This is a genomic window from Streptomyces sp. NPDC000410 (assembly GCF_040300305.1).
In the GTDB taxonomy this organism is placed as follows: domain Bacteria; phylum Actinomycetota; class Actinomycetes; order Streptomycetales; family Streptomycetaceae; genus Streptomyces.
In genome coordinates, this window is sequence record NZ_JBEPDM010000008.1 from 118,304 (window position 1) to 142,240 (window position 23,937).

20 protein-coding genes and 1 pseudogene are annotated in these 23,937 nt (G+C 71.4%); 9 read left to right on the forward strand and 12 right to left on the reverse strand.

Annotation, left to right across the window (positions count from 1 at the left end; all coding sequences use genetic code 11):
• Window positions 1-124: 124 nt before the first annotated feature.
• Window positions 125-574: an ATP-binding protein gene (locus tag ABT342_RS12805; RefSeq protein ID WP_351571306.1), complete on the reverse strand. Its 450-nt coding sequence runs from the start codon at window positions 572-574 to the stop codon at window positions 125-127.
• Between the two features lie 191 nt (window positions 575-765).
• Window positions 766-1,119, reverse strand: a complete 354-nt coding sequence (locus ABT342_RS12810; protein WP_351571309.1) for an STAS domain-containing protein — start codon at window positions 1,117-1,119, stop codon at window positions 766-768.
• A gap of 78 nt (window positions 1,120-1,197) precedes the next feature.
• Between ABT342_RS12810 and ABT342_RS12815 the strand changes: the two genes are divergently transcribed.
• Window positions 1,198-3,810, forward strand: a complete 2,613-nt coding sequence (locus tag ABT342_RS12815; RefSeq protein WP_351571312.1) for a DEAD/DEAH box helicase — start codon at window positions 1,198-1,200, stop codon at window positions 3,808-3,810.
• 40 nt (window positions 3,811-3,850) lie between these two features.
• On the opposite strand, the pseudogene ABT342_RS12820 reads toward ABT342_RS12815, so the two are convergent.
• The 7 genes and pseudogenes from ABT342_RS12820 to ssd form a co-directional block, all read right to left on the reverse strand.
• Window positions 3,851-4,126, reverse strand: a pseudogene (locus ABT342_RS12820) (Rv3654c family TadE-like protein); the annotation flags it as partial.
• Window positions 4,123-4,497 (reverse strand): TadE family type IV pilus minor pilin, encoded by a 375-nt coding sequence (locus tag ABT342_RS12825; RefSeq protein ID WP_351571315.1) that lies wholly within the window; start codon window positions 4,495-4,497, stop codon window positions 4,123-4,125. The pseudogene ABT342_RS12820 and the gene ABT342_RS12825, both read right to left, overlap by 4 nt.
• A complete protein-coding gene (locus ABT342_RS12830; RefSeq protein WP_351571575.1) occupies window positions 4,484-4,678 on the reverse strand; it encodes a DUF4244 domain-containing protein in 195 nt (64 codons plus the stop codon). The genes ABT342_RS12825 and ABT342_RS12830 overlap by 14 nt, the downstream gene beginning before the upstream one ends.
• 117 nt (window positions 4,679-4,795) lie before the next feature.
• Window positions 4,796-5,578 (reverse strand): type II secretion system F family protein, encoded by a 783-nt coding sequence (locus tag ABT342_RS12835; protein WP_351571318.1) that lies wholly within the window; start codon window positions 5,576-5,578, stop codon window positions 4,796-4,798.
• Complete coding sequence (locus ABT342_RS12840) at window positions 5,575-6,408, reverse strand: type II secretion system F family protein (protein ID WP_351571578.1); 834 nt, start codon at window positions 6,406-6,408, stop codon at window positions 5,575-5,577. Before ABT342_RS12840 ends, ABT342_RS12835 begins: the two co-directional genes overlap by 4 nt.
• Before the next feature lie 11 nt (window positions 6,409-6,419).
• Entirely contained in the window at window positions 6,420-7,565 is a 1,146-nt protein-coding gene (locus ABT342_RS12845; RefSeq protein WP_351571321.1) for a TadA family conjugal transfer-associated ATPase, read from the reverse strand.
• On the reverse strand, window positions 7,562-8,605 hold the full coding sequence (ssd, locus tag ABT342_RS12850) for a septum site-determining protein Ssd (protein ID WP_351571581.1): 1,044 nt from the start codon (window positions 8,603-8,605) through the stop codon (window positions 7,562-7,564). The genes ABT342_RS12845 and ssd overlap by 4 nt, the downstream gene beginning before the upstream one ends.
• 855 nt (window positions 8,606-9,460) lie before the next feature.
• On the opposite strand from ssd, the gene ABT342_RS12855 reads away from it, so the two are divergent.
• Window positions 9,461-10,303: an HAD family hydrolase gene (locus tag ABT342_RS12855; RefSeq protein WP_351571324.1), complete on the forward strand. Its 843-nt coding sequence runs from the start codon at window positions 9,461-9,463 to the stop codon at window positions 10,301-10,303.
• A gap of 312 nt (window positions 10,304-10,615) precedes the next feature.
• Here the strand turns inward: ABT342_RS12855 and ABT342_RS12860 are convergent, their stop codons facing one another.
• Window positions 10,616-11,440: a Fic family protein gene (locus ABT342_RS12860; RefSeq protein ID WP_351571327.1), complete on the reverse strand. Its 825-nt coding sequence runs from the start codon at window positions 11,438-11,440 to the stop codon at window positions 10,616-10,618.
• Window positions 11,441-11,553: 113 nt separating this feature from the next.
• Here ABT342_RS12860 and ABT342_RS12865 point away from each other — a divergent pair, with 113 nt between their 5' ends.
• Window positions 11,554-12,540 carry an ATP-binding protein gene (locus ABT342_RS12865; RefSeq protein ID WP_351571330.1) on the forward strand — a complete coding sequence of 329 codons (987 nt, stop codon included), beginning with the start codon at window positions 11,554-11,556 and terminating at the stop codon, window positions 12,538-12,540.
• Here the strand turns inward: ABT342_RS12865 and ABT342_RS12870 are convergent.
• Window positions 12,527-13,765 carry a polysaccharide deacetylase family protein gene (locus tag ABT342_RS12870; protein WP_351571333.1) on the reverse strand — a complete coding sequence of 413 codons (1,239 nt, stop codon included), beginning with the start codon at window positions 13,763-13,765 and terminating at the stop codon, window positions 12,527-12,529. The two genes, ABT342_RS12865 and ABT342_RS12870, sit on opposite strands and share 14 nt — an antisense overlap.
• A 327-nt stretch (window positions 13,766-14,092) precedes the next feature.
• Here ABT342_RS12870 and ABT342_RS12875 point away from each other — a divergent pair, with 327 nt between their 5' ends.
• From ABT342_RS12875 to ABT342_RS12900, 6 genes are all read left to right on the forward strand, one after another.
• Complete coding sequence (locus ABT342_RS12875; RefSeq protein ID WP_351571336.1) at window positions 14,093-16,486, forward strand: bifunctional SulP family inorganic anion transporter/carbonic anhydrase; 2,394 nt, start codon at window positions 14,093-14,095, stop codon at window positions 16,484-16,486.
• A 266-nt stretch (window positions 16,487-16,752) separates the two neighbouring features.
• Window positions 16,753-18,708 carry an acetate--CoA ligase gene (gene acs, locus ABT342_RS12880; RefSeq protein ID WP_351571338.1) on the forward strand — a complete coding sequence of 652 codons (1,956 nt, stop codon included), beginning with the start codon at window positions 16,753-16,755 and terminating at the stop codon, window positions 18,706-18,708.
• A 246-nt stretch (window positions 18,709-18,954) separates the two neighbouring features.
• The gene (nhaA, locus tag ABT342_RS12885; protein ID WP_351571339.1) at window positions 18,955-20,388 is read left to right on the forward strand and encodes a Na+/H+ antiporter NhaA; all 1,434 of its coding nucleotides are present in this window, start codon (window positions 18,955-18,957) and stop codon (window positions 20,386-20,388) included.
• Window positions 20,389-20,437: 49 nt separating this feature from the next.
• Window positions 20,438-20,944, forward strand: coding sequence for a phage holin family protein (locus ABT342_RS12890; protein ID WP_351571341.1), 507 nt, complete (start codon window positions 20,438-20,440; stop codon window positions 20,942-20,944).
• On the forward strand, window positions 20,941-21,927 hold the full coding sequence (locus ABT342_RS12895) for an alpha/beta fold hydrolase (protein WP_351571344.1): 987 nt from the start codon (window positions 20,941-20,943) through the stop codon (window positions 21,925-21,927). The genes ABT342_RS12890 and ABT342_RS12895 overlap by 4 nt, the downstream gene beginning before the upstream one ends.
• A 586-nt stretch (window positions 21,928-22,513) precedes the next feature.
• Window positions 22,514-22,693, forward strand: coding sequence for a hypothetical protein (locus tag ABT342_RS12900; RefSeq protein ID WP_351571347.1), 180 nt, complete (start codon window positions 22,514-22,516; stop codon window positions 22,691-22,693).
• A gap of 18 nt (window positions 22,694-22,711) precedes the next feature.
• Here ABT342_RS12900 and ABT342_RS12905 read toward each other — a convergent pair whose 3' ends face one another.
• Window positions 22,712-23,911 (reverse strand): MarP family serine protease, encoded by a 1,200-nt coding sequence (locus tag ABT342_RS12905; protein WP_351571584.1) that lies wholly within the window; start codon window positions 23,909-23,911, stop codon window positions 22,712-22,714.
• Window positions 23,912-23,937 lie beyond the last annotated feature (26 nt).

The following is a 23,937-nucleotide window of genomic DNA, read 5'->3' on the forward strand; positions in this document are numbered from 1 at the left end:
TGAAAAAGGCCCTGCTCAGCAGGGCCCCACAAACGAACGGATGCACGTCACCCGTCGGCGTCACTCGATCACACAGGTCACCCGGTCGCGCAACGATGATCGGACCGTATGGCCGGAAGGCGGCTCACGGCAGCACCGTCTCCGGTGTCGTCGGCCAGCTCATCCGGATCACGCCGCCGCCCTCGCCCGACGTCACCTCGACATCGTCGACGAGCCCGCTGATCACCGCGAGACCCATCTCGTCCTCGCCGTCACCGTCACCGGCGTCCTGGCCGGCCGCGCCGTCGGCACCGTGCGCCCCTGGCGCCGACGCCCTCGTCGGGACGGGCACCTCGTCACCGACCTCGATGGAGAAGGTCTTCTCCTCGTCGGTCAGCACGACCCGCACCGGGGCGGTGATGCCATTGCTCCGGTGCAGCCCGACGGCCCGGCTGCAGGCCTCTCCGACAGCGAGCCTGACCTCGTCGAGGACGGCCTCGTCCACCCCGGCCCGGCGCGCCACTGCAGCGGCCACCAGACGGGCCGTCCTGACATGCTCGGGCTGGGCACTGAAGCGGAGTTCAACCGTGGCCATGCGGTCCCCCTCGGACGTACGAGCGTGCGAGCGTGCATCTCAAGGGCCCGGGCGGCGCCCGGTACCCCTGCCTTCCTCCGGAGCTCACGGAACCTGGCCGGAGCTCACGGGCTCACATGGGCGCACCGGGAGTCTCCGGACCCTACGGAACGGTCCGGAGCCTCCTGGAGCCCCTGAAGCCCTCCGGCGACTCAGTCGGTCGCGTTGACCGCGTCGTCGACCGTGGTGTGGATGGGGAACACCTTGGTCAGGCCCGTGATCCGGAAGATTTTGAGAATGCGCTCCTGGTTGCAGACGAGGCGCAGCGAGCCCTCATGTGCCCGCACACGCTTGAGACCGCCCACGAGCACGCCGAGGCCGGTCGAGTCGAGGAAGTCCACGCCCTCCATGTCGACAACCAGGTGGTAGCTGCCGTCGTTCACCAACTCGACCAACTGCTCGCGCAGCTTGGGCGCGGTATACACATCAATCTCGCCACCGACCTCGACGACCGTACGGTCGCCCTGAGGGCCGGACACATTGCGAGTCGACAGGGACAGGTCCACGGATCCTCCAGCACCTTGCTATCGAGCGGTCGCCCCTCGGTCTCCCCGACGGAGCCAGGGGACGGATCGCCAGCCGCGATGGCATTCAATCACTTACCAGCAGCCATGCACGACGCCTTGGGACCATTGTCCGTCACGCCAGTGACACACTCGGTGCCGATGGCCAAGAATCTCCGTCCCAGACGACCTCCCGAGAGCGGGGAAACCCGCCCCTCCCCCGGTACGGTCCTCGACCGGCTCACCGCGGGGGCGGGCCGGGCTGCGCGCATCACTCATACGGAGCACTTGCCCCCGAGGCCGGGTCGCCATGCCGTCTGGCCCGATCGCATCCGTGCGGAAGTGATCAACGCCATCCAGCAGGCGGGCATCGAACACCCCTGGGCCCACCAGGCAGCCGCCGCCGAACACGCGCTGGACGGCGAATCGGTCGTGATCGCCACCGGCACGGCGTCCGGCAAGTCCCTGGCCTATCTCGCGCCGGTGCTCAGCACCCTGCTCGACGGCGCCGAGGCCGCCAACGGACGCGGCGCCACGGCCCTGTACCTGGCCCCCACCAAGGCCCTCGCGGCCGACCAGCGCCGCGCCGTGAAGGAGCTCGCCGCCCCTCTCGGCAACCGTGTGCGCCCGGCCGTGTACGACGGGGACACGCCGGTCGAGGAGCGCGAATGGGTCCGCCAGTACGCGAACTACGTGCTCACCAATCCGGACATGCTGCACCGCGGGATACTTCCCTCACACCCCCGCTGGTCCTCCTTCCTGCGCTCCCTGCGCTACGTCGTCATCGACGAGTGCCACACCTACCGCGGCGTCTTCGGCTCCCACGTCGCCCAGGTCCTGCGGCGCCTGCGCCGCGTGTGCGCCCGCTACGGCGCGAACCCGGTCTTCCTCCTCGCCTCCGCGACCGCCGCGGAACCGTCCGTAGCCGCCCGCCGCCTGACCGGCCTGCCGGTCCGCGAGGTCTCCGACGACGCCTCACCCCGCGGAGAGCTCGTCTTCGCCCTGTGGGAGCCCCCTCTCACCGAGCTGCACGGCGAGAAGGGCGCGCCGGTCCGCCGCACCGCCACCGCCGAGACCGCCGACCTCCTCACCGACCTGACCGTCCAGGGCGTCCGCAGCGTCGCGTTCGTCCGGTCCCGGCGCGGCGCCGAACTGATCTCCGTGATCGCCCAGGAACGCCTCGCCGAGGTCGACCGCTCCCTCGCCCGCCGGGTCGCCGCCTACCGTGGCGGCTACCTGCCCGAGGAGCGCCGTGCCCTGGAGCGGGCCCTGCACTCCGGCGAGCTGCTCGGGCTCGCCGCCACCACCGCCCTGGAGCTCGGCGTCGACGTCTCCGGCCTGGACGCCGTCGTGATCGCCGGCTATCCGGGTACCCGGGCCTCGCTCTGGCAGCAGGCGGGCCGGGCCGGACGGTCCGGGCAGGGCGCCCTCGCCGTACTGGTCGCCCGCGACGACCCGCTGGACACCTTCCTCGTGCACCATCCCGAGGCGCTCTTCCAGCAGCCGGTCGAGTCCACCGTCCTCGACCCGGACAACCCCTACGTGCTCGCCCCGCACCTCTGCGCGGCCGCCTCGGAGCTCCCGCTGACGGAGGCCGACCTGGAGCTGTTCGGCCCCGCCGTGCCCGAGCTGCTGCCGCAGCTGGAGAGCGCGGGGCTGCTGCGCAGGCGCGCCTCCGGCTGGTACTGGACCCGCCGGGAGCGGGCCGCCTACCTCACCGACATCCGGGGCGAAGGCGGGCGCCCCGTGCAGATCGTCGAGGCCTCCACCGGCCGGCTGCTCGGGACGGTCGACGAACCGGCCTCGCACGCTGCCGTCCACGACGGCGCCGTCCACCTCCACCAGGGCCGTACGTATCTGGTGAGGCACCTGGACCTGGAGGATTCGGTCGCCCTCGTCGAGGAGGCCAACCCGCCGTACTCCACCACCGCCCGCGACACCACCTCCATCTCCATCCTGGACACCGACACCGAGATCCCGTGGGGCGCCGGGCGCCTGTGCTACGGCTCCGTCGAGGTCACCAACCAGGTCGTCTCCTTCCTCCGCCGCAGGCTGATCACCGGTGAGGTGCTCGGCGAGACCAAGCTCGACCTGCCGCCGCGCACCCTGCGCACCCGGGCCGTGTGGTGGACGGTCACCGAGGACCAGCTGGACGCCGCCCGGGTCAACCCGGATCAGCTGGGCGGCGCCCTGCACGCCGCCGAGCACGCCTCGATCGGGATGCTGCCGCTCTTCGCCACCTGCGACCGCTGGGACATCGGCGGGGTCTCCGTCCCGCTGCACCCGGACACCCTGCTGCCCACCGTCTTCGTGTACGACGGCCACCCGGGCGGCGCGGGCTTCGCGGAGCGGGCCTTCCACACGGCCCGTGAGTGGCTGACGGCGACCCGTGAGGCCATCGCCTCCTGCGAGTGCGACGCGGGCTGTCCGTCCTGCATCCAGTCCCCCAAATGCGGCAACGGCAACGACCCCCTGCACAAGCGAGCCGCCGTACGCCTGCTCACGGTCCTCCTCAAGGAGGCCCCCGCCCCGGAGCCGGCCCCGCCCGCCCGGGAGACGCCGGAGAGGTCTGAGCAGCCGGCGGCACCGGAGCGACCGGAGGAGCAGCCGGAGCAGCAGAATCCGGAGAACGTACGGAGCCCGGAAAGTCAGCAGGAAGGGTTGGCCCATCCGGAGGACCCGCGCGCGATCTGACCTCCGGGCCGAACGGGCCGAACGCCGCCCGGGCCGTCACATCGGCGACCTCCCCGGCCACGGCGCATCGCACCACGACGGCCCCCTGGGCGCGGGCCACCCGCTCCGCCGCGCCGCACGCCGGCCCGGCACCGTCCAGTGCCAGGTCCGCCGCGGCGAGCGCCGCCAGATCGGCGGCGGCACCCGCCCGATGGCGGGCCACGACCGCCTGCCCCATGGCCAGGACCACCGCGAACACGGCACACAGCGCGCACGCGGCCACCGCCACCCACACGGTCGCCGAACCGCGGTCGGCGTGAGCCCGAGCCCGCATCATCCGGACCTCCCCACCGTGTCCTCCGCGACCGCCACGGCCTGCGCGCTCAGGGTCAGGGCCAGCGCACCCGGCCCGGGCGTGTCCGCCTCGACCCGGACCCGCCACAGGTCCCCCTCGCGCCCCATCGACACCCGGGCGCCGCTGGGGGCGGCCGACCGGGCCGCGGCGAGCGCGGCGGCCCGCGGCTCCGATCTCGCCGCCGCCCGTGCCCCGGCCCTGGCGGCGTCCACGCACTGGATCTGCGCGGACGCGGCCATGAGAGCCCAGACCAGAGCCATGGTGAACAGCACCAGCGCCGGCACCGCGACCGCCGCCTCCGCCGTCACAGACCCCCGGTCAGGAGCAGTGCGAGCCGTGTCAGAACTGCGCATTGAGCGCCTTCCCGATCACCGACTCGAGCGCGGACGACACCGTGTCGCTCGTCACCACCTTGAAGAGCGCCGTGGCGAAGGCACAAGCGGCCAGTGTCCCCATGGCGTACTCCGCTGTCGTCATCCCCGTGTCGTCACGCACCTGCCTGCTGACCAGCCAGGCCCGTACCCCGTTCCGCATCCGTGCCACCCACTGCTTCGTCCCTGCCATGAACCCCATGTCAACCCCCTCGATCAGTCCGTCAGCTCATCAATCCGTCAGTCCGTCAGTTCGTCAGTGACTCGGTGATCCAGCGCTTCAGTCGCCGCTCAGCAGTCCGCTCGCCAGGCCGATCACCACCGGAGCCACACCGACCGCGAGGAACGCGGGCAGGAAGCAGAGGCCCACCGGTGCCGTGATCAGCACCTGCGCGCGCTGCGCCCGGGACGCGGCGCTCCTGGCCCGGTCCGCCCTGAGGCCCGCGGCCAGCCGGGACACCGGCTCCGCCGCCGGCGCCCCCGAGGAACCGGACCGCTCCAGACAGCGGGCCAGTCCCGCCGCGCCCGGTATCGCCCCGAACCGCCCCCACACCTGCGCCGGTTCGCCGCCCAGACGCAGCTCTGCGGCGGCCTTCACGAGGCGCTCGCCGACCGGACCGCCGAGCGACTCCCCCACCGCCTCCGCCGCCTCACGCGGCCCGGCCCCGGCCGAGGCGCAGGCCGCCAGCAGGTCAGCGGCGAGAGGCAGTTGCTCCGCGGACCGGTCGTCGCGGACGGCTCTGTCCCGTGCGCGGCCGCGTGCCCACCTCCGGCCGCCGTACGCCGCGGCGAGACCCAGCAGACCTCCGGCGACCCCACCGACCAGTACGTAGCCGGTGATCACCGCGCCCACCGCCGGCGCCCACCGTCGCGTCCTGGCGCCGCAATGCGGCCACCACCGCCGACGCGGGCCGTAGTCCACCGGCGGCGCCACCAACAGGGCCGAGACTCGGCCGCGTACCCGCCACGCGCGCCGCCGGGCCGCCGCCTCCAGGCCGAGCCACACGACGGCCGCCGCGACCGAGACCGCCATCCCCAGCTTGTGGACGACGTCACCGCTCATGGCCGCTCTCCCGCCCGGACGATCCGCGCCGCCCAGCACAACCCTGCGGTCTCCAGCAGGCCGCCCACCAGCAGGCAGCCCCAGCCCGCCGGGGTGTGCAGCAGCACCCGGAGCGGCTCGGCGCCCAGGGCCCACCCCATGGCCAGCCCGGCCACCGGGAGCAGCGCCAGCACCACGACCGTCGACCACGCTCCGGCCAACTGGGCGCGCAGCCCCTCCCGTTGGTCCCGCTCCACCCGCAGTCCCGCCTCCAGCCGGTCCAGCCCGGCGGCCAGCCCCGCCCCGCCGTCCACCGACACCAGCCAGCAGGCCGCGAGTCCGGCCAGCCCGTCGGCACCCGGCGCCCGGGCGGCGCGCCGCAGTTCCCCTGGCACATCGCCGCCGAACCGGGCGGCCGCCAGGACCGCGGCCTCCGCCCCGCCCAGCGCCCCCGTGGCCCGGCCGGCGGCCGACAGAGCCTGCGCGGGCTGTCGCCCTGCCCTCAGCTCGCCCGCGATCCCCCCGCACAACGCGATCACCGCATCCGACCTGCGTTCCCTGGCCCGCCGGAGCTCACCGGCCCTCAGCCACCGCCCCACCAGCGGCACCGCCACCGCTCCCAGCACCAGCGGCAGCACCGATTCCCCCAGCACCGCCAGCACCACCGCCACCGGCAGACACGCCCACTCCCCCCGCAGCCGCCGCGCCACGGGCCTCCAACGTCCCCAGTCCCACACGGGGGTTGGGCTCATCGCGACCCCGCCCGCGAGCATCAGCCTCCCCCGCCGCACCCCCTGATCCGTATCGGCCGTCATCCAGGCCGCGGCCCCCGCGCACACCGCCGCACACATCGCCGCCGTCGTCACCACGCACCCCCGATCAGCGACCGAAGCCGCTCCCAGCCCCGCTCGCGGGCGAAACCCGCCGCGCCCCACCGCAGCGCGGGCACGGTCACCACCAGCCCCGCCGCGTCCCGCTCCAGCACATGCACCTCGGCGACCCGCCGCCGACCGTCCCGGTCCCGAACGAGATGGAGGACCGCCGACAGCGCGGCCGCCAACTGGCTGTGCAGCGCGGCCCGGTCGAGCCCGGCCGCGGTCCCCAGGGCCTCCAGCCGGGCCGGCACGTCCGCGGCCGTATTGGCGTGGACGGTTCCGCTCCCGTCATGGCCCGTGTTCAACGCGGCCAGCAGGTCGGTGACTTCCGCGCCCCTCACCTCCCCCACCACGAGCCGGTCGGGCCGCATCCGCAGCGCCTGACGCACAAGGTCCCGCAGTGTGACCCGGCCCGCCCCTTCCTGGTTCGCCGAGCGGGACTCCAGCCGCACCACATGCGGATGGTCCGGCCGCAGCTCCGCCGAGTCCTCGGCCAGCACGATTCGCTCGCGCTCACCGACCAGTCCCAGCAGCGTGGAGAGCAGGGTGGTCTTGCCGGAGCCCGTCCCGCCGCTGATCAGGTACGAGACCCTGGCCTCGATCAGCGCTCCGAGCAGCCGGTCCCCGCCCGGCGGGACCGTCCCCGCGGCAACGAGCTCGCTCAGCGAGAACGCCCGGTGCCGCACCACCCGTAGCGACAAGCAGGTCGATCCGACCGCCACCGGGGGCAGCACCGCGTGCATGCGGGTGCCGTCGGGGAGCCTGGCGTCCACCCAGGGGTGGGCGTCGTCCAGTCGCCGCCCCGCCACCGCCGCGAGCCTCCGCGCCAGCCTGCGCACCGCCGCCGCGTCGGAGAAGGTGATCCCGGTGAGCTGGAGGCCTCCGCCCCGGTCCACCCACACCCGGTCGGGCGACGACACCAGCACGTCGGTCACCGCGGGATCGGCGAGCAGCGGCTCCAGCGGTCCGGTCCCGACCAGTTCGCACCGCAGTTCCTCGGCGGCCCCGAGCACTTCCGTGTCGCCGAGCAGCCTCCCCTGCGCCCGCAGCGCGGCCGCCACCCGCGCCGGGGTCGGCTCGGCCCCGCTCTCGGCGAGCCGCTGCCGTACGGCTTCGAGCAGTGTCTCGGTCATGAGGCTCCACCGCCCGCGAACGCCCGCTCCCAGAAGGCCGAACAGAACCGAGCCAGCGGTCCGCGCGCACCGGCCCCCGGCGGAATGCCGCTGTCGAGGTCGGCGAACAGCCCCGGCTCCACGGGCAGTTCGCCCGCCAGTGGCAGCTGGAGCGCCTGGGCGATCCATTGCTCGTCGAGCCCCGCCGCGTACGGTCCGCGCACCACGGCCCGCAGATCTCCGAGGACCATGCCCGCCACCGACGCGACCCGCCTCGCGGCGGCCACGGCCCGCAACTCGCCCGGCACCACCAGCAGTCCGAGGTCCAGTTGCGCCAGCGCCTCCGCGACGCCCTCGTCCACGCGGCGCGGAAGATCCACGACCACCACACCACCGCGTCGGCGCGCTGCCGCCAGCACGGAGCGCATGGCCGCCGGCGGGATCACCACGCAGTCGCCCCGGTCCCAGCTGAGCACGCGCAGCCCGTGCACCGAAGGCAGCGACTCCTCCAGGGCTCCGCCTGCCACCCGGCCCCTGGACGCCGCGAAGTCCGGCCATCGTCTGCCCTCGGCCTGCTCCCCGGCGAGCAGCACATCGAGGCCGCCGCCCAGGGGATCCGCGTCGATGAGCATCGTGCGCCGCCCTTCGCGGGCCGCCGTGACGGCGAGCGCGCAGGCCAGTGTGGACGCCCCGGCGCCGCCGCGACCGCCGATCACGCCGACCGTGAGCGCCGGGCGGCCGACGCCTTCGGCCACGTCGGCGATCCGGTCCACGAGCCAGCCCTCGGCGTCGGGCAGCCGCAGCACACAGTCGGCGCCGATCTCCACCGCACGCCGCCAGACCTGGGGGTCGTCCTGGTCGCGGCCGACGAGCAGCACCCCGCGCCTGCGGGTGGCTCCCCGGCACCGGGCCGCCGCGTCGTCCCCGACCAGGACCAGCGGCGCGCCTTCCCAGCCGCCCCGTTCCTCCGGCACCGAATGGTGGACCAGCGGCTCGGCTCCGGCCGCGGCGCAGAGCCGCAGCAGATCGTCGAGCAGCTCCGGGTCCTCCGTGACGATCAGCGGCCGGGCCCCGCGCTCCCCCGAACCCGGCCGCCCACCGAAGCCACGGACCGAACCGGCCGCGCCCGACGACCCCGGCTCGCCCGACGAAGCCCCGAACGCGCCCGTCGAACCAGGCGTACGCAATGAACCGGGCCTGTCCGATGTACCGCGCCTGTCCAGTGCACCCGACCGGTCCGGTGCACCTGACCTGTCGTCCGGGGCCGGTCCCGGCCTCGCCGTACCTGACCTGTCCGGCCCACCAAACCCACCCGGCGCACCGGATGTGATCGAATCCGACACGATTTCTCCCCCTCACACCGCGCTGCCGCGGCGGCCGTCACCAGTGCGGCGGCATATCCGCCCCGCACCGGTCCCGCACCCACCCGGACCTCTTCTCGCCGCTCGCGAGATCGGTCCGCGCGATCGATCCGAGACGATTGATTCCTTCGGCCCGCGAACTTTCGCGGACGGAATCACCGTGCAGTGCGCCGGAAAATCGTGTGGATCTTGCTCTAAAACTGTGGACAACTCCCCACTTGTGAATATCCCGTTAGCCCATACCGGTGACTTCCCGGCCGACTTCCGGAGCGCAGCCCACCAACTACGTAGCGTGACGACACTGGAGCAGGCGAGAAGGCCGGCACGGCGGCCCAGAAGGGGAGGAAACGATCAAATGGAGGGACGAAAACGCGTCCGGACATGCGACGACCCCCGCCGGGGGGGAGAGCGGGGGTCGTCCCCACGGCCGACTCGGGGGGGGAGGAGTCGGACCGGGTTAGCACGGTCGCGAACGATCCGTGACTTCCATGGTGTACCCGAGAGCCTTCTCAGGCAAACCCACGCGCCCCAGCTTACGCCGAATGGTGGGCGCCTATGCTCTGCGTCGTGGATAACCACTCCTTGCCGCGCACTGCAGCCTTCTTTGACCTGGACAAGACGGTCATTGCGAAGTCATCGACGCTGACCTTCAGCAAGTCCTTCTACCAAGGCGGACTGATCAACCGCCGGGCCGTACTCCGGACCGCCTACGCCCAGTTCGTCTTCCTCGCCGGCGGCGCGGACCACGACCAGATGGAACGGATGCGTCAGTATCTGTCCGCACTCTGCAAGGGCTGGAACGTCCGACAGGTCAAGGAGATCGTCGCCGAGACACTGCACGATCTGATCGACCCGATCATCTACGACGAGGCGGCCTCCCTCATCGAGGAGCACCACGCCGCCGGCCGCGACGTCGTGATCGTCTCCACCTCCGGCGCCGAGGTCGTCGAGCCGATCGGCGAGCTGCTCGGCGCCGACCGCGTCGTCGCCACCCGCATGGTCGTCGGCGACGACGGCTGTTTCACCGGCGAGGTGGAGTATTACGCGTACGGGCCGACCAAGGCCAAGGCCATCGAGGAGCTCGCCGAGTCCGAGGGGTACGACCTCGCGCGCTGCTACGCGTACAGCGACTCGATCACGGACGTCCCGATGCTGCAGTCCGTCGGCCACCCCTACGCGGTCAACCCGGACCGCGGACTGCGCCGTGAAGCCGTCTCTCGCGACTGGCCGATTCTCGTCTTCAACCGGCCCGTACGACTCAAGCAGCGGATCGCCTCCTTCAGGATGCCGCCGCGTCCCGCGCTGGTCGCGGCGGCCGCGGTGGGTGCGGCGGCGGCCACCGCGGGGCTCGTCTGGTACGCGAGCCGCCGACGTAACGGAACCTTTGCCCGTATTTGAGGCTAAAAGTAAAGAAGTGCATCCAGGGGTTCCGCTTGCCGGACGGCTGGAGTACAAAGGACTTACGGCCCGCGAGACCTGGGACATCCGAGAGGATCACCAATCACGCAAGAAAAGGCCCACGGACCGAAGCATGGACGCCGAGCACCCACGCGACGTCGACCCGTCGATTACGGGCCAGCCGCACCAGGTGACGGGCAAAGTACCCGACCTGATGGGCAACATATCGAGGACGCTTGGTAACTGGGCGCACATGCCAGCGGCGGTACCAATTCCGGTACCGCCGCAACCCTTTTGTATGGATGGCGCAGGTTACGCGGCACCACGCTGCAGAGCTTCGCAGACCGCCGTCGATTCCCGTACCCCCAGTTCCACCGCGCGTCCGCAGTGGGTGATCCAGGCAGCCATACCCTCCGGGGTTCCCGAGAGGTAGCCGTCGAAGGCCGCCACGTACGCCGCGCGGCCCAGTTCCGCGTGGCCGACCTCCGCCGGGCAGATGGACTTGGGGTCGAGCCCGCTGCCCACCAGGACGATCCGCTCCGCCGCCCGTGCGACGAGGCCGTTGTACGAGGAGAACGGGCGCAGGGCCAGCAGTTCACCGTGCGCCACCGCCGCCTGCACCAGCGCCGGAGCCGAGCTGCCCGCGATGATCAGACCGGAGAGGCCCTCCAGCCTCCCGGCCACCTCGTCCGCGTCCGGAAGGGGCGCCTCGATCAGGGGTTCGTCGACCTTCTCGCCCGCGAGACGAGGACGGCCGATGGCAGCGTCCGGCTCGGTGCCGCCCGCGGCCACGAGGTGCAGCCGAGCCAGCACGCGCAGCGGCGACTGCCGCCAGATGGACAGCAACTGGCCGGCCTCGGCCGTCAGCCGGAGGGCCGCGCCGACAGTACGGTCCTCCTCCTCGCCACCGAAGTCGGTGCGCCTGCGCACCTCCTCCAGCGCCCAGTCGGCACCGGACAGCGCCGCGGAGGCACGCGCCCCGCGCAGGGCCGCCTCCGAGGTGATCTCGCCGCTGCGCCGGCGCATGACACGGTGCCCGTAGACCCGGTCGACGGCCTTGCGTACGGAGTCCACGGCATCCGCGACCCCGGGCAGGGAACCCAGCGCGGCCAAGGGGTCAGGGGCATTCGTACTCATAGGTAGGGAGGCTACGCGCCCCGGCCTCACGTCCGGCCCGCGTCCCACCTTGGAGTGGTCTTCTTCACGCGTCCCGACCACGGAGCGCGACCACGCCACTAGCCTACGTGAACATGAAGATCGCTTTCGTAGGGAAGGGTGGCAGCGGCAAGACCACGCTGTCCTCGCTGTTCATCCGCCACCTCGCCGCGCAACAGGCCCATGTCGTCGCGGTGGACGCCGACATCAATCAGCACCTGGGGGCGGCGCTCGGTCTCGATGACGACGAGGCCGCGGCGCTGCCCGCGATGGGCGCGTACCTCCCCCTCATCAAGGACTATCTGCGCGGCACCAATCCGCGGATCGCCTCGGCCGAGACGATGATCAAGACAACGCCGCCCGGTGAGGGATCCCGGCTGCTGCGGGTGTGTGAGGACAATCCGGTCTACGAGGCCTGCGCGCGGACCGTCCCGCTGGATGACGGCGAGATCCGGCTGATGGCGACCGGACCGTTCACCGAGTCCGATCTGGGAGTGGCCTGCTACCACTCCAAGGTCGGCGCGGTGGAGCTCTGCCTCAACCACCTGCTCGACGGCCGGGACGAATACGTGGTGGTCGACATGACGGCCGGTTCGGACTCCTTCGCCTCGGGGATGTTCACCCGGTTCGACATGACCTTCCTCGTCGCCGAGCCGACACGCAAGGGAGTCTCCGTCTACCGCCAGTACAAGGAGTACGCCCGGGACTTCGGCGTCTCGCTGAAGGTCGTCGGCAACAAGGTGCAGGGCCAGGACGATCTGGACTTCCTGCGCGAGCACGCGGGCGAGGACCTGCTCGTCTCCCTCGGCCAGTCGGACTGGGTCCGGGCGATGGAGAAGGGCCGCCCGCTGCGCTTCGAGCATCTGGAGGAGCACAACCGCGCCGCGCTGCACGCACTCCAGGAAGCCGCGGACGCGTCGTACGTCCGACGGGACTGGGAGCGCTACACCCGCCAGATGGTGCACTTCCACCTGAGGAACGCGGAGAGCTGGGGCAACGCGAAGACCGGGGTCGACCTGGCCGCCCAGGTCGACCCCGCCTTCGTGCTCGGGGAGCGGATGGCGGCGGTCAGCGCGCGTTAGCCGCCTGGGCGGCCGTAAACGCGTTCCAGTCCGGCTTCGGCGGTTCGCCGACCCCCAGCGTGCGCAGCTTCGCCAGGAGCCGCGGATCCTGCACGTCCAGCCAGTCGGCGAGCTGCCGGAACGACACGCACCGCACTTCCTGCCGCACGCAGACCGCTGCGATCGTCTCCTCGACGGCGCGCATGTACGTGCCGCCGTTCCAGGACTCGAAGTGGTTCCCGATGATCAGCGGCGCGCGGTTGCCGTGGTACGCGCGGTCGAAGGCCCGGAGCAGGCCTTCGCGCATCTGGGCACCCCAGTACTCGTACATGACCGGATCACCCTGGTACGACGTACCCGACTGGTTGACGAGGAAGTTGTAGTCCATGGAGAGCGTCTCGAAGGCCCGTCCCGGAACCGGGACCATCTGCAGGCCCAGATCCCACAGGCCGAGTTCCTTCTTCGGCCAGATCTGGTCGTTGGCGCCGCTGGAGTCGTAGCGGAAGCCCAGCCGGCTCGCGGCCTGCAGGAAGTTCGTCCGGCCCTCCAGACAGGGTGTGCGGCCGCCGATGAGCTCCTTGTCGTAGTCGAAGGGCAGCGGATGCTCGCCGGTCAGGCCGGAGTTCGTCTTCCAGTTCTTCACGAAGGACTTGGCCTGGCTGATCTCACTTCGCCACTCGTCGACCGACCAGGTGCCGACGCCGCCGACCGGTCCGCAGAAGTGGCCGTTGAAGTGGGTGCCGATCTCATTGCCGTCCAGCCAGGCGCCGCGCAACTGACGCACGGTGTCCCGGATTCCCGCGGTGTCGTTGAAGCCGATGTCCGAGCGGCCGGGCGCGTGCCGGGGCGGCGCGTAGAGCGTGGCCCTCTCCTCCGGCAGGAGATACACGCCGCTGAGGAAGTACGTCATCGTCGCGTCGTACTTCCTGCCCACCTTGCGAAAGTGGGAGAAGAGCTTCTGGCTGTCCTCGCCGGCCCCGTCCCAGGAGAACACCACGAACTGCGGTGGCTTCTCCCCGGGCTTCAGCCGCTGGGGTCGGGCCAGCCCCGGCTGGCTTCCGGTGTACGCGGTGGAGCCGTCGCCGATGAGGCGGGCCGGGCCTTCGGGGGCTCCGGCCCCCTTCTTCGATCCGGGCGCGCCCGAGTGGGGGCGGGGCGGGCCGTCGGATCCGGGGCATCCCGCGAGCCCCACGACGAGCGCTGTGGCGGCGGTGCCGAAAGCGATCTTCCTTGTTGCGGCGAGCATCCCTCCACCCTCTTCCCTGTTCCGCGATGATTTGCTGCTTATAGCCCGATACGGGGGCAACCTTGGACAAACTCGCACCGGGGGGGGAAGGGGGAGGGTCACGCCAGGCTGAGCCGGAATGATTAATCACCAGAACGGGTGAATCATTGCCCTATTTGCCCAGAAAATCATGCCCCAGTCTTTACTCTGCATTACGATCCATTTACCGAGAGTTGAGACTTCGCCGATTCGAGGCTCCACGCTCGAGCATCCCGCCACTGCACGCCGTGACCCACGGCCGCGACCCCCACGTTCCGCGACCGCGCTGCCCCGGAGGAGACGGGAACCATGTCCGCCTGCGTCCCCCCTCGCACCAACCACCACGACGAGTCCCACCGCCCCCACAGCCCGCCACCGGCCCCGGACGCCACGTCTGGTGGCCACCATCCCCCCGGCCGGGGCCGCCGGCCTGCCCGCCGGTTCCGGATCGCCGGGGCCGACCTGTCCGCCTCGATCGCCGTCTTCCTGATCGCACTGCCGCTCTCCCTCGGCATCGCGCTCGCCACCGGAGCACCCCTCCAGGCGGGGCTCGTCGCGGCGGCCGTCGGCGGAATCGTCGGCGGTCTGCTCGGCGGGTCCCCTCTCCAGGTCAGCGGACCCGCGGCCGGGCTCACCGTGATCACGGCCGACCTGATCCACCAGTACGGCTGGCGCACCACCTGCGCCATCACCGTCCTCGCCGGCTTCGCCCAGCTCGCCCTGTCCGCCCTGCGGGTGGCCCGGTCCGCCCTCGCCGTCAGTCCTGCGATCGTGCACGGCATGCTCGCCGGTATCGGCGTCACGATCGCCCTCGCACAACTCCATATCGTGCTCGGCGGCACCCCCCAGAGCTCCGCGATCGACAACGTCATCGGCCTGCCCGGCCAGTTGGCCAACCTCCACCAGGCCGCGGTACCGGTCAGCGTCCTCACCATCACCGTGCTGCTCGCCTGGCCGCGCATCCCGGGGCGTACGGGCCAGGCCCTGCGGAAGATCCCCGCGGCACTCGCCGCGGTGCTCGCCGCGACCGCCCTGGCCTCGTTCGCCGGGCTCAGCCTGCCCCGCGTCGATCTCCCGTCGTGGCGCAGCCACGCCCTGCCCGGACTGCCCGACGGGCCGGTGCTCGGCCTCCTCGCGGCCGTCGTCACCATCACGCTCGTCACCAGCGTCCAGTCGCTGCTCTCCGCGGTGGCCGTCGACAAGCTCGTGGCCACCCGCGCGGACCCGCGGCAGGGTGTCCACCGTTCCCAGCTGGACCGCGAGCTGGTCGGCCAGGGCGCGTCGAACATCGTGTCCGGCGCTCTCGGCGGGCTGCCCATCGCGGGAGTCGCCGTACGCAGCGCCGCCAATGTGGCGGCGGGCGGCGTCAGCCGCCACTCCACGATGCTGCACGGGCTGTGGGTCGCGGTCGCCGCACTGCTGCTGGTGCCCGTCCTCGATCTGATCCCGCTGGCCAGCCTCGCCGCACTGGTGATGGTCGTCGGTATCCAGATGGTCAACATCACGCATGTGCGCAGCGTGCGGCGGAACCGGGAAATGCTGGTGTACGCGGCCACGATGACCGCGGTCGTGCTCACCGGAGTGCTGGAGGGCGTGGCCATCGGGATCGCGCTGGCGGTCGCGGTCGCGCTGCGCCGGCTGACCAGGACACGCATCACGGTCGACGTGGCGGAGGGTGTCCACCGGGTGCGGGTGCGCGGCCAGTTGACGTTCCTGGCGGTGCCCCGGCTGAGCCGGATGCTCGGACTGGTGCCCGCGGGCACGGATGCCGTGGTCGAGCTGGACGGCTCGTTCATGGACCACGCGGCATACGAGGCACTGCACGGCTGGCAGTCGTCCCACGAGGCACAGGGCGGCACGGTCGAGTTCACCGGTCGCTCCGGAGGGAGGCTCGCCGGGCCCGCCGCGGAGCCGCACGCCTGCTGCCGCCCCTGGACGCCCTGGCGCAACCACCACTGCGGGGAGCACCCCGCCGCCGAGCCGGATCAGCAGCAGGGAGCGCGGTCGCACCAACTGGCCAGCGGGCTCAGCTCCTTCCAGCGCAATACGGCCCCGCTGGTGCGCGACGAGCTGGCACGGCTGGCGCGGGAAGGCCAGCGCCCCTCGCAGCTCTTCCTCACCTGCGCCGACTCCCGGCTGGTCACGAGCATGATCACCGCGAGTGGCCCCGGCGATCTGTTCACCGTGCGGAACGTGGGCAACCTGGTTCCCCTGCCCGGTGCGGAGAGCGGGGACGATTCGGTCGCGGCCGCGATCGAGTACGCCGTGGAAGTGCTGAAGGTCGGCTCGATCACCGTCTGCGGGCACTCGGGCTGCGGCGCGATGCAGGCTCTGCTGAACAGCCCGCCCGACGGCGGCGGCGCGCAGACCCCGCTGCGCCGCTGGCTGCGGCACGGCCGGCCCAGTCTGCAGCGGATGAAGTCCCGGCATCACTCCTGGGCCAGGATCTCGGGGCGGCTGCCCGCCGACGCGGTGGAGCAGTTGTGTCTCACCAATGTGGTCCAGCAGCTGGAGCACCTGAGGGCGCACGAGGCGGTCGCGCGGAGGGTCGCCGAGGGCACGCTGGAGCTGCACGGGATGTACTTCCACGTCGGCGAGGCCCAGGCGTATCTGCTGGCGGGCGGGGAGGAGACCGACCGTATCGACGAGGTCTTCGACCGGGTCGCACCCGGCCCGTCGGCGCTGGAGGACACCCGCGCCTGAGCCCGCCCCGCACGAAGCGGCGGTACGAACCGGCCGCGCACCAAGGGGCCACGCACCAGCCGGACGGGTGAACCAGCCGGTGAACCGAGGGCGTGTCGCGTGCGTGAGTATGGCTGGCCCCTCCTCCCACCGCCCGGGAAGGAGGGGCCGCTGCGGCATAGGTCTAAACCACTTTCCGGGAGGCTCTTGTCACCCGGTCATCTGGCTGATGAGCTATGGCCTGGGACACATAGGCACAGTAGGACGCCCTGGGAAAGGGAGATGTCGTGAGCAACGAAAGCCTGGCCAACCTGCTCAAGGAGGAGCGGCGGTTCGCGCCGCCGGCCGAGCTGGCCGCGGACGCCAACGTGACAGCGGAGGCGTACGAGCAGGCCGATGCGGACAGGCTTGGCTTCTGGGCCGAGCAGGCCCGGCGGCTCACCTGGGCCACCGAGCCGACCGAGACGCTCGACTGGTCGAACCCGCCGTTCGCCAAGTGGTTCGCCGACGGCAGGCTCAACGTCGCGTACAACTGCGTGGACCGCCACGTCGAGGCGGGCCACGGCGACCGGGTGGCCATCCACTTCGAGGGCGAGCCGGGCGACAGCCGGGCCATCACCTACGCCGAGCTGAAGGACGAGGTCTCCCGCGCGGCCAACGCCCTGACCGAACTGGGCGTCACCAAGGGCGACCGGGTGGCCGTCTATCTGCCGATGATCCCCGAGGCGGTCGTCGCGATGCTCGCCTGCGCCCGGATCGGCGCGGCGCACTCCGTGGTGTTCGGCGGCTTCTCCGCCGACGCCATCGCCACCCGTGTCGAGGACGCGGACGCCAAGCTGGTCATCACCGCCGACGGCGGCTACCGCCGGGGCAAGCCCTCCGCGCTCAAGCCCGCTGTCGACGAGGCCCTCAGCCGGGTCGACCGCGTACGGCACGTCCTCGTCGTGCGCCGCACCGGCCAGGACGTGGAATGGACCGAAGGCCGGGACGTGTGGTGGGACGACATCGTCGCCCGCCAGCCGGCCGAGCACACCCCCGAGGCGTTCGAGGCGGAGCACCCGCTCTTCATCCTCTACACGTCCGGTACGACGGGTAAGCCGAAGGGCATCCTGCACACCTCCGGCGGATACCTCACCCAGACGGCCTACACACACCACGCCGTCTTCGACCTCAAGCCCGAGACCGACGTCTACTGGTGCACCGCGGACATCGGCTGGGTGACCGGCCACTCGTACATCACGTACGGACCGCTGGCCAACGGCGCGACGCAGGTCATGTACGAAGGCACGCCCGACACGCCGCACCAGGGCCGGTTCTGGGAGATCGTGCAGAAGTACGGGGTCACGATCCTCTACACGGCGCCGACCGCGATCCGTACGTTCATGAAGTGGGGGGACGACATCCCCGCCAAGTTCGACCTCTCCAGCCTGCGCGTCCTCGGCTCCGTCGGTGAGCCGATCAACCCGGAGGCCTGGGTCTGGTACCGGGAGCACATCGGCGCCGGCAAGACCCCCATCGTGGACACCTGGTGGCAGACCGAGACCGGCGCGATGATGATCTCGCCGCTGCCGGGCGTCACCGAGACCAAGCCGGGCTCCGCGCAGCGCCCGCTGCCCGGCATCTCCGCGACCGTCGTCGACGACGAGGCGCGCGAGGTCCCCAACGGCGGTGGCGGATACCTGGTCCTGACCGAGCCGTGGCCGTCGATGCTGCGCACCATCTGGGGTGACGACCAGCGCTTCCTCGACACGTACTGGTCCCGCTTCGAAGGCAAGTACTTCGCGGGGGACGGCGCGAAGAGGGACGACGACGGAGACATCTGGCTGCTGGGCCGGGTCGACGACGTCATGCTGGTGTCCGGGCACAACATCTCCACCACCGAGGTCGAGTCCGCGCTGGTCTCGCACCCGAAGGTCGCCGAGGCGGCCGTCGTCGGAGCGGCGGACGAGACGACCGGGCAGGCGATCGTGGCGTTCGTGATCCTGCGCGGCACGGCGAGCGAGGACGAGGGCCTCGTCGCGGACCTGCGCAATCACGTGGGCGCGACGCTCGGCCCGATCGCCAAGCCCAAGCGGATCCTTCCGGTGGCCGAGCTGCCGAAGACCCGCTCCGGCAAGATCATGCGCCGGCTGCTGCGCGATGTCGCGGAGAACCGTGAGCTCGGCGATGTCACGACCCTCACCGATTCCTCCGTGATGGACCTCATCCAGTCCAAGCTGCCGGGCGCGGCCTCGGAGGACTGACCGTCACGTGGACCGCCCACGTAAACCCGCATAGACCCGCATAGACCCACCGACAGGGCACCCGGCACCGACGCGCCGGGTGCCCTGTTTCGCACGTAAAGTGAAATTCACCGGACGCCGCCTCGCGCACCCAGGTAAACTTAGGTAAACTAAACAACGCATCAAAAGAGTGACAAGAAACCTAGGTGTGCCGGGAAGTCTGGTCGGCATGTGCTTCGTCCTGCCCACCGACCGGAGGTTTCACCCGTGGCCGCGCCCAGCCCCGTCCCGACTCCGACGCCGCCGACACCGACACCGCCGACCGGCCGTAAGTTCCTCGGACGTCTCTCCCTCCCCGAGCGGACGTTCGTGGCGGACGCGCTGCGCGCCGAGACCGTCGGCGGTGTGCTGCTGCTCGTCGCCGCGATCGCCGCTCTGGTCTGGGCGAACACTCCGCTGAGCGACAGCTACGAAGCCGTGAGCGACTTCCACATAGGCCCGGCCGCACTGGGCCTCGACCTCTCCATCCAGCACTGGGCGGCCGACGGACTGCTGGCGGTCTTCTTCTTCGTCGCCGGCATCGAGCTCAAGCGCGAGCTGGTCGCCGGCGAACTGCGCGACCCCAAGGCAGCGGCCCTGCCCGTCATCGCCGCGATCTGCGGCATGGCCGCCCCCGCCCTCCTCTACGCCCTGACCAACGCCGTCGGCGGCGGCTCCATGAAGGGCTGGGCGGTCCCGACCGCCACCGACATCGCCTTCGCGCTCGCCGTGCTCGCGGTCATCGGCACCTCTCTGCCGTCCGCACTCCGCGCGTTCCTGCTCACCCTGGCCGTCGTCGACGACCTGTTCGCGATCCTGATCATCGCGGTCTTCTTCACCAGCGAGCTGAACTTCGCGGCCCTCGGCGGCGCGGTCATCGGGCTCGGCGTCTTCTGGCTGCTGCTGCGCAAGGGAGTGCGCGGCTGGTACGTGTACGTCCCGCTCGCCCTTGTCATCTGGGGCCTGATGTACAACAGCGGCGTCCACGCGACCATCGCCGGTGTCGCGATGGGCCTGATGCTGCGCTGCCACCGCGAGGAGGGCGAGGAACACTCCCCCGGCGAGCACATCGAGCATCTCGTACGGCCCCTCTCGGCCGGTCTCGCCGTACCGCTGTTCGCGCTGTTCTCGGCGGGTGTGAGCATCTCGGGAAGCGCGATCCAGACCGTCTTCACCCAGCCGGAGCCCCTGGGCGTCGTGCTCGGCCTGGTGGTCGGCAAGACGGTCGGCATCTTCGGCGGCACCTGGCTTGCCGCGCGCTTCACCAAGGCCGAACTCAACGAGGACCTGGCCTGGCCGGACGTCTTCGCGGTGGCTTCGCTCGCGGGTATCGGCTTCACCGTGTCCCTGCTCATCGGCGAGCTGGCGTTCGCCGGGGACGCCGCGCTGACCGATGCGATCAAGGCGGCCGTGCTGATCGGCTCGCTGATCGCCGCCCTGTGCTCCGGGGTGCTGCTGAAGCTCCGGGTGCGCAGGTACCGGGCGCTGTGCGAAGAGGAGGAGCGCGACGACGACCAGGACGGCATCCCGGACATCTACGAGCAGGACAACCCCGAGTTCCATCTGCGGATGGCCGCGATCTACGAGGAGAAGGCCGCGGAACACCGCCGGATGGCCGAACTCGCGGGGGCGTCGCGCGGCGACAGCGACAGTCCGGCATGATCGGACGACGGATCCGAAGCACGAAGCAGAGATGATGAGGGAGTCAGCGATGAGCGACCCCGGCAGGAGCACGACGAGTGCGGTCGAGGCGGCGGGCGACGCGGTCGGGCCGGTCCGGCTGACCGGCGCCGATCGGACCATCGGCCAGCTGGTCGCCTCCGCGACCGCCGAGATGTCCGCCCTGGTGCACGACGAGATCGCGCTGGCCAAGGCCGAGATCCGGCGGGACGTGAAGCGTGGGGTGACCGGCGGTGCGGCGCTCACCGTCGCCGGGGTGGTCGCGCTGTTCTCGCTGCCGGTGCTGAGCTTCGCCGCCGCGTACGGGATCCACAACCTGGGGCTCGGACTGGCCTGGTCGTTCCTGATCGTGGGCGCGGCGTTCCTGCTGCTGGCGGGGCTGCTCGCGCTGCTCGCCGTCACGAAGCTCAAGAAGGTCAAGCCTCCGGAGAAGTCCATCGCCTCGGCGAAGCAGACCGCTGCCGTGCTGGGTAACGTCAAGCCCCACCCGCGTGCGGTGCAGGGTGCGCCCGCTCCTGTGGCACGCTCGTCCGCATGACGGCCCCTGATACAAGCCCCGCCGGAAACGGCGGCGGTCACAGCAACAGCACCGGTAGCAGCGCCGGCAGCGGTAACGGCAGCCCCGTGCGGATCGATGGTCCCTGGACCCATCGCGACGTGGCCGCCAATGGTGCGCGCTTCCATATCGCGGAGCTGGGTGATGGGCCGCTGGTGTTGCTGCTGCACGGCTTTCCCCAGTTCTGGTGGACGTGGCGGCATCAGCTGACCGCGCTCGCCGACGCGGGCTTCCGGGCCGTGGCGATGGACCTGCGGGGCGTGGGCGGCAGCGACCGTACGCCCCGGGGTTACGACCCCGCGAACCTCGCGCTGGACATCACCGGGGTCGTACGGTCCCTCGGCGAGCCGGACGCGGCCCTGGTCGGCCACGACCTGGGCGGGTACCTCGCGTGGACGGCGGCCGTGATGCGGCCCAAGCTGGTGCGCCGGCTCGCGGTCTCCTCGATGCCGCATCCGCGCCGCTGGCGCTCGTCGATGCTCAGCGACTACGCGCAGACCCGGGCCGGGTCGTACGTCTGGGGCTTCCAGCGGCCGTGGCTGCCGGAACGTCAGCTGGTCGCGGACGACGCGGCCTTGGTGGGCCGTCTGATCCGCGACTGGTCCGGGCCGCGGCCGCCCGAGGACGACGCGGTGGAGGTGTACCGGCGTGCGATGTGCATCCCGTCGACCGCGCACTGCTCGATCGAGCCGTACCGGTGGATGGTGCGGTCGCTGGCGCGGCCGGACGGAATCCAGTTCAACCGCCGGATGAAGCGGCCGGTACGGGTGCCGACGCTGCACCTGCACGGCTCCCTGGACCCCGCGATGCGGACCCGCAGCGCGGCGGGCTCGGGCGAGTACGTCGAGGCGCCGTACCGCTGGCGCCTCTTCGACGGACTCGGCCACTTCCCGCACGAGGAGGATCCGGTGGCCTTCTCCACGGAACTCATCAACTGGCTGAAGGACCCCGAACCCGACCGCTGACAGCCCGACCACCACACACCCGTACGACCGGACTCGCGGCACCCACAAGACCGCCGCACCCCGACCGCCGCACGACTGCCGGGGGTCCGGGGGTCGCCCCCCGGGACAACACAGTCCGCACGAGGAGGATCCGGTGGCCTTCTCCACGGAACTCATCAACTGGCTGAAGGACCCCGAACCCGACCGCTGACAGCCCGACCACCACACACCCGTACGACCGGACTCGCGGCACCCACAAGACCGCCGCACCCCGACCGCCGCACGACTGCCGGGGGTCCGGGGGTCGCCCCCCGGGACAACACAGTCCGCACGAGGAGGATCCGGTGGCCTTCTCCACGGAACTCATCAACTGGCTGAACGACCCCGAACCCGACCGCTGACAGCCCGACCGCCGCACACCCGTACGACCGGGCCCGCAGCACAGACAGGACCGCCGCACGACCGCCGGGGGTCCGGGGGGGGGCGCCCCCGGACGACGGCCGCCGCCGGGAACACACAACCGACGAACGGGCATTGCCCGGCGCATAGGCCAATTGGCGGGCGCCGATACGGTTACCGACCTTGGGGCACGGGCACACGTCGGGGTATGGGCTGGACGCACGACTATGGTGACGCCGCACGCAACTCCCGCTCGGCCTCCGCGCCGACCAGCTACGAGAGGGGTGGTCCGGAGCAACAGGGGCACGATCCCCGGCTCGGGATTCCCCGTATCCTCAGGCGCCGGGCCCGCTGGGTGTCGGCGCGGCTGCGCCATACCCGCGGTTGAGGCCACCTCCCGTACGGCTCACAGCGCGCAGTTGAGGCTGTCCACCTGCTGATTGGCGGTGGCGCCGAGCGTGATGTCCTCGCGGATCTCATCGGCCGTCAGCGCGTATCCGGTGTTGGCGTCGTCGAGCGACTTGGCGAAGATCACGCCGTACACCTCGCCGTCGGCGGTGAGCAGCGGGCCGCCGGAGTTGCCCTGGCGGACCGTCGCGAACAGCGAGTAGACGTCACGCCGCACCTCGCCGTGCCGGTAGATGTCGGGCCCGTTGGCGTCGATACGGCCGCGGACGCGTGCGGAGCGCACGTCGTACGAACCGTTCTCCGGGAAGCCGGCCACGATCGCGCTGTCGCCTGTGCGGGCATCCGTGTCGGCGAACCGGAGCGGCGGCGCGTCGAGGTCCGGGACGTCGAGCACGGCGATGTCGCGCCGCCAGTCGTAGAGGACGACCTTCGCGTCGTACCGTCGGCCCTGACCGCCTATCTGGACCGTCGGCTCGTCGACTCCGCCGACGACATGCGCGTTGGTCATGACACGGCGGTCGGCGAAGACGAAGCCGGTGCCTTCGAGGACCTTGTTGCAGCTCGGGGCCGTGCCGACGACCTTCACGATGGACTGCTGCGCGGCGGCCGCGACGGGGCTGTTCACGAGCGCCGGGTCAGGGGCGCGGACCTCCGTGATGGGCTCGTTGGCGAACGGGCTGAAGACCTCCGGGAAGCCGTTCCGCGCGAGGACGGAGGAGAAGTCGTCGAACCAGGTGGAGGCCTGAGCCGGCATCACCCGCGAGACGCCGAGGAGGATTTTGGAGTCACGGACCTCCTTGCCGGGCGTCTGCAAGGACGTGCGCGCGAGGGCGGAGCCGATCAGCCAGGCGACGAGCAGCATCGCGACGACGTTGACGAGGGCGCCGCCCGTGGCGTCGAGGGCGCGCGCGGGTGACCAGGTGATGTGCCGGCGGAGCTTGCTGCCCAGGTGAGTGGTGAGGGCCTGGCCGACGGAGGCACAGATGATCACGACCACGACGAAGACGATGACGGCGCTCGTGGAGACCTCGGCGTCCTCCGTCAACTGGTCCCAGATCAGCGGGAGCAGATAGACCGCGACGAGCCCCCCACCGAGGAAGCCGATCACCGACAGGATGCCGACGACGAAGCCCTGGCGGTATCCGACGATCGCGAACCATACGGCGGCGAGCAGCAACAGGATGTCCAGCACATTCACCGTCATTAGCCTCGCAGATTCTTCGT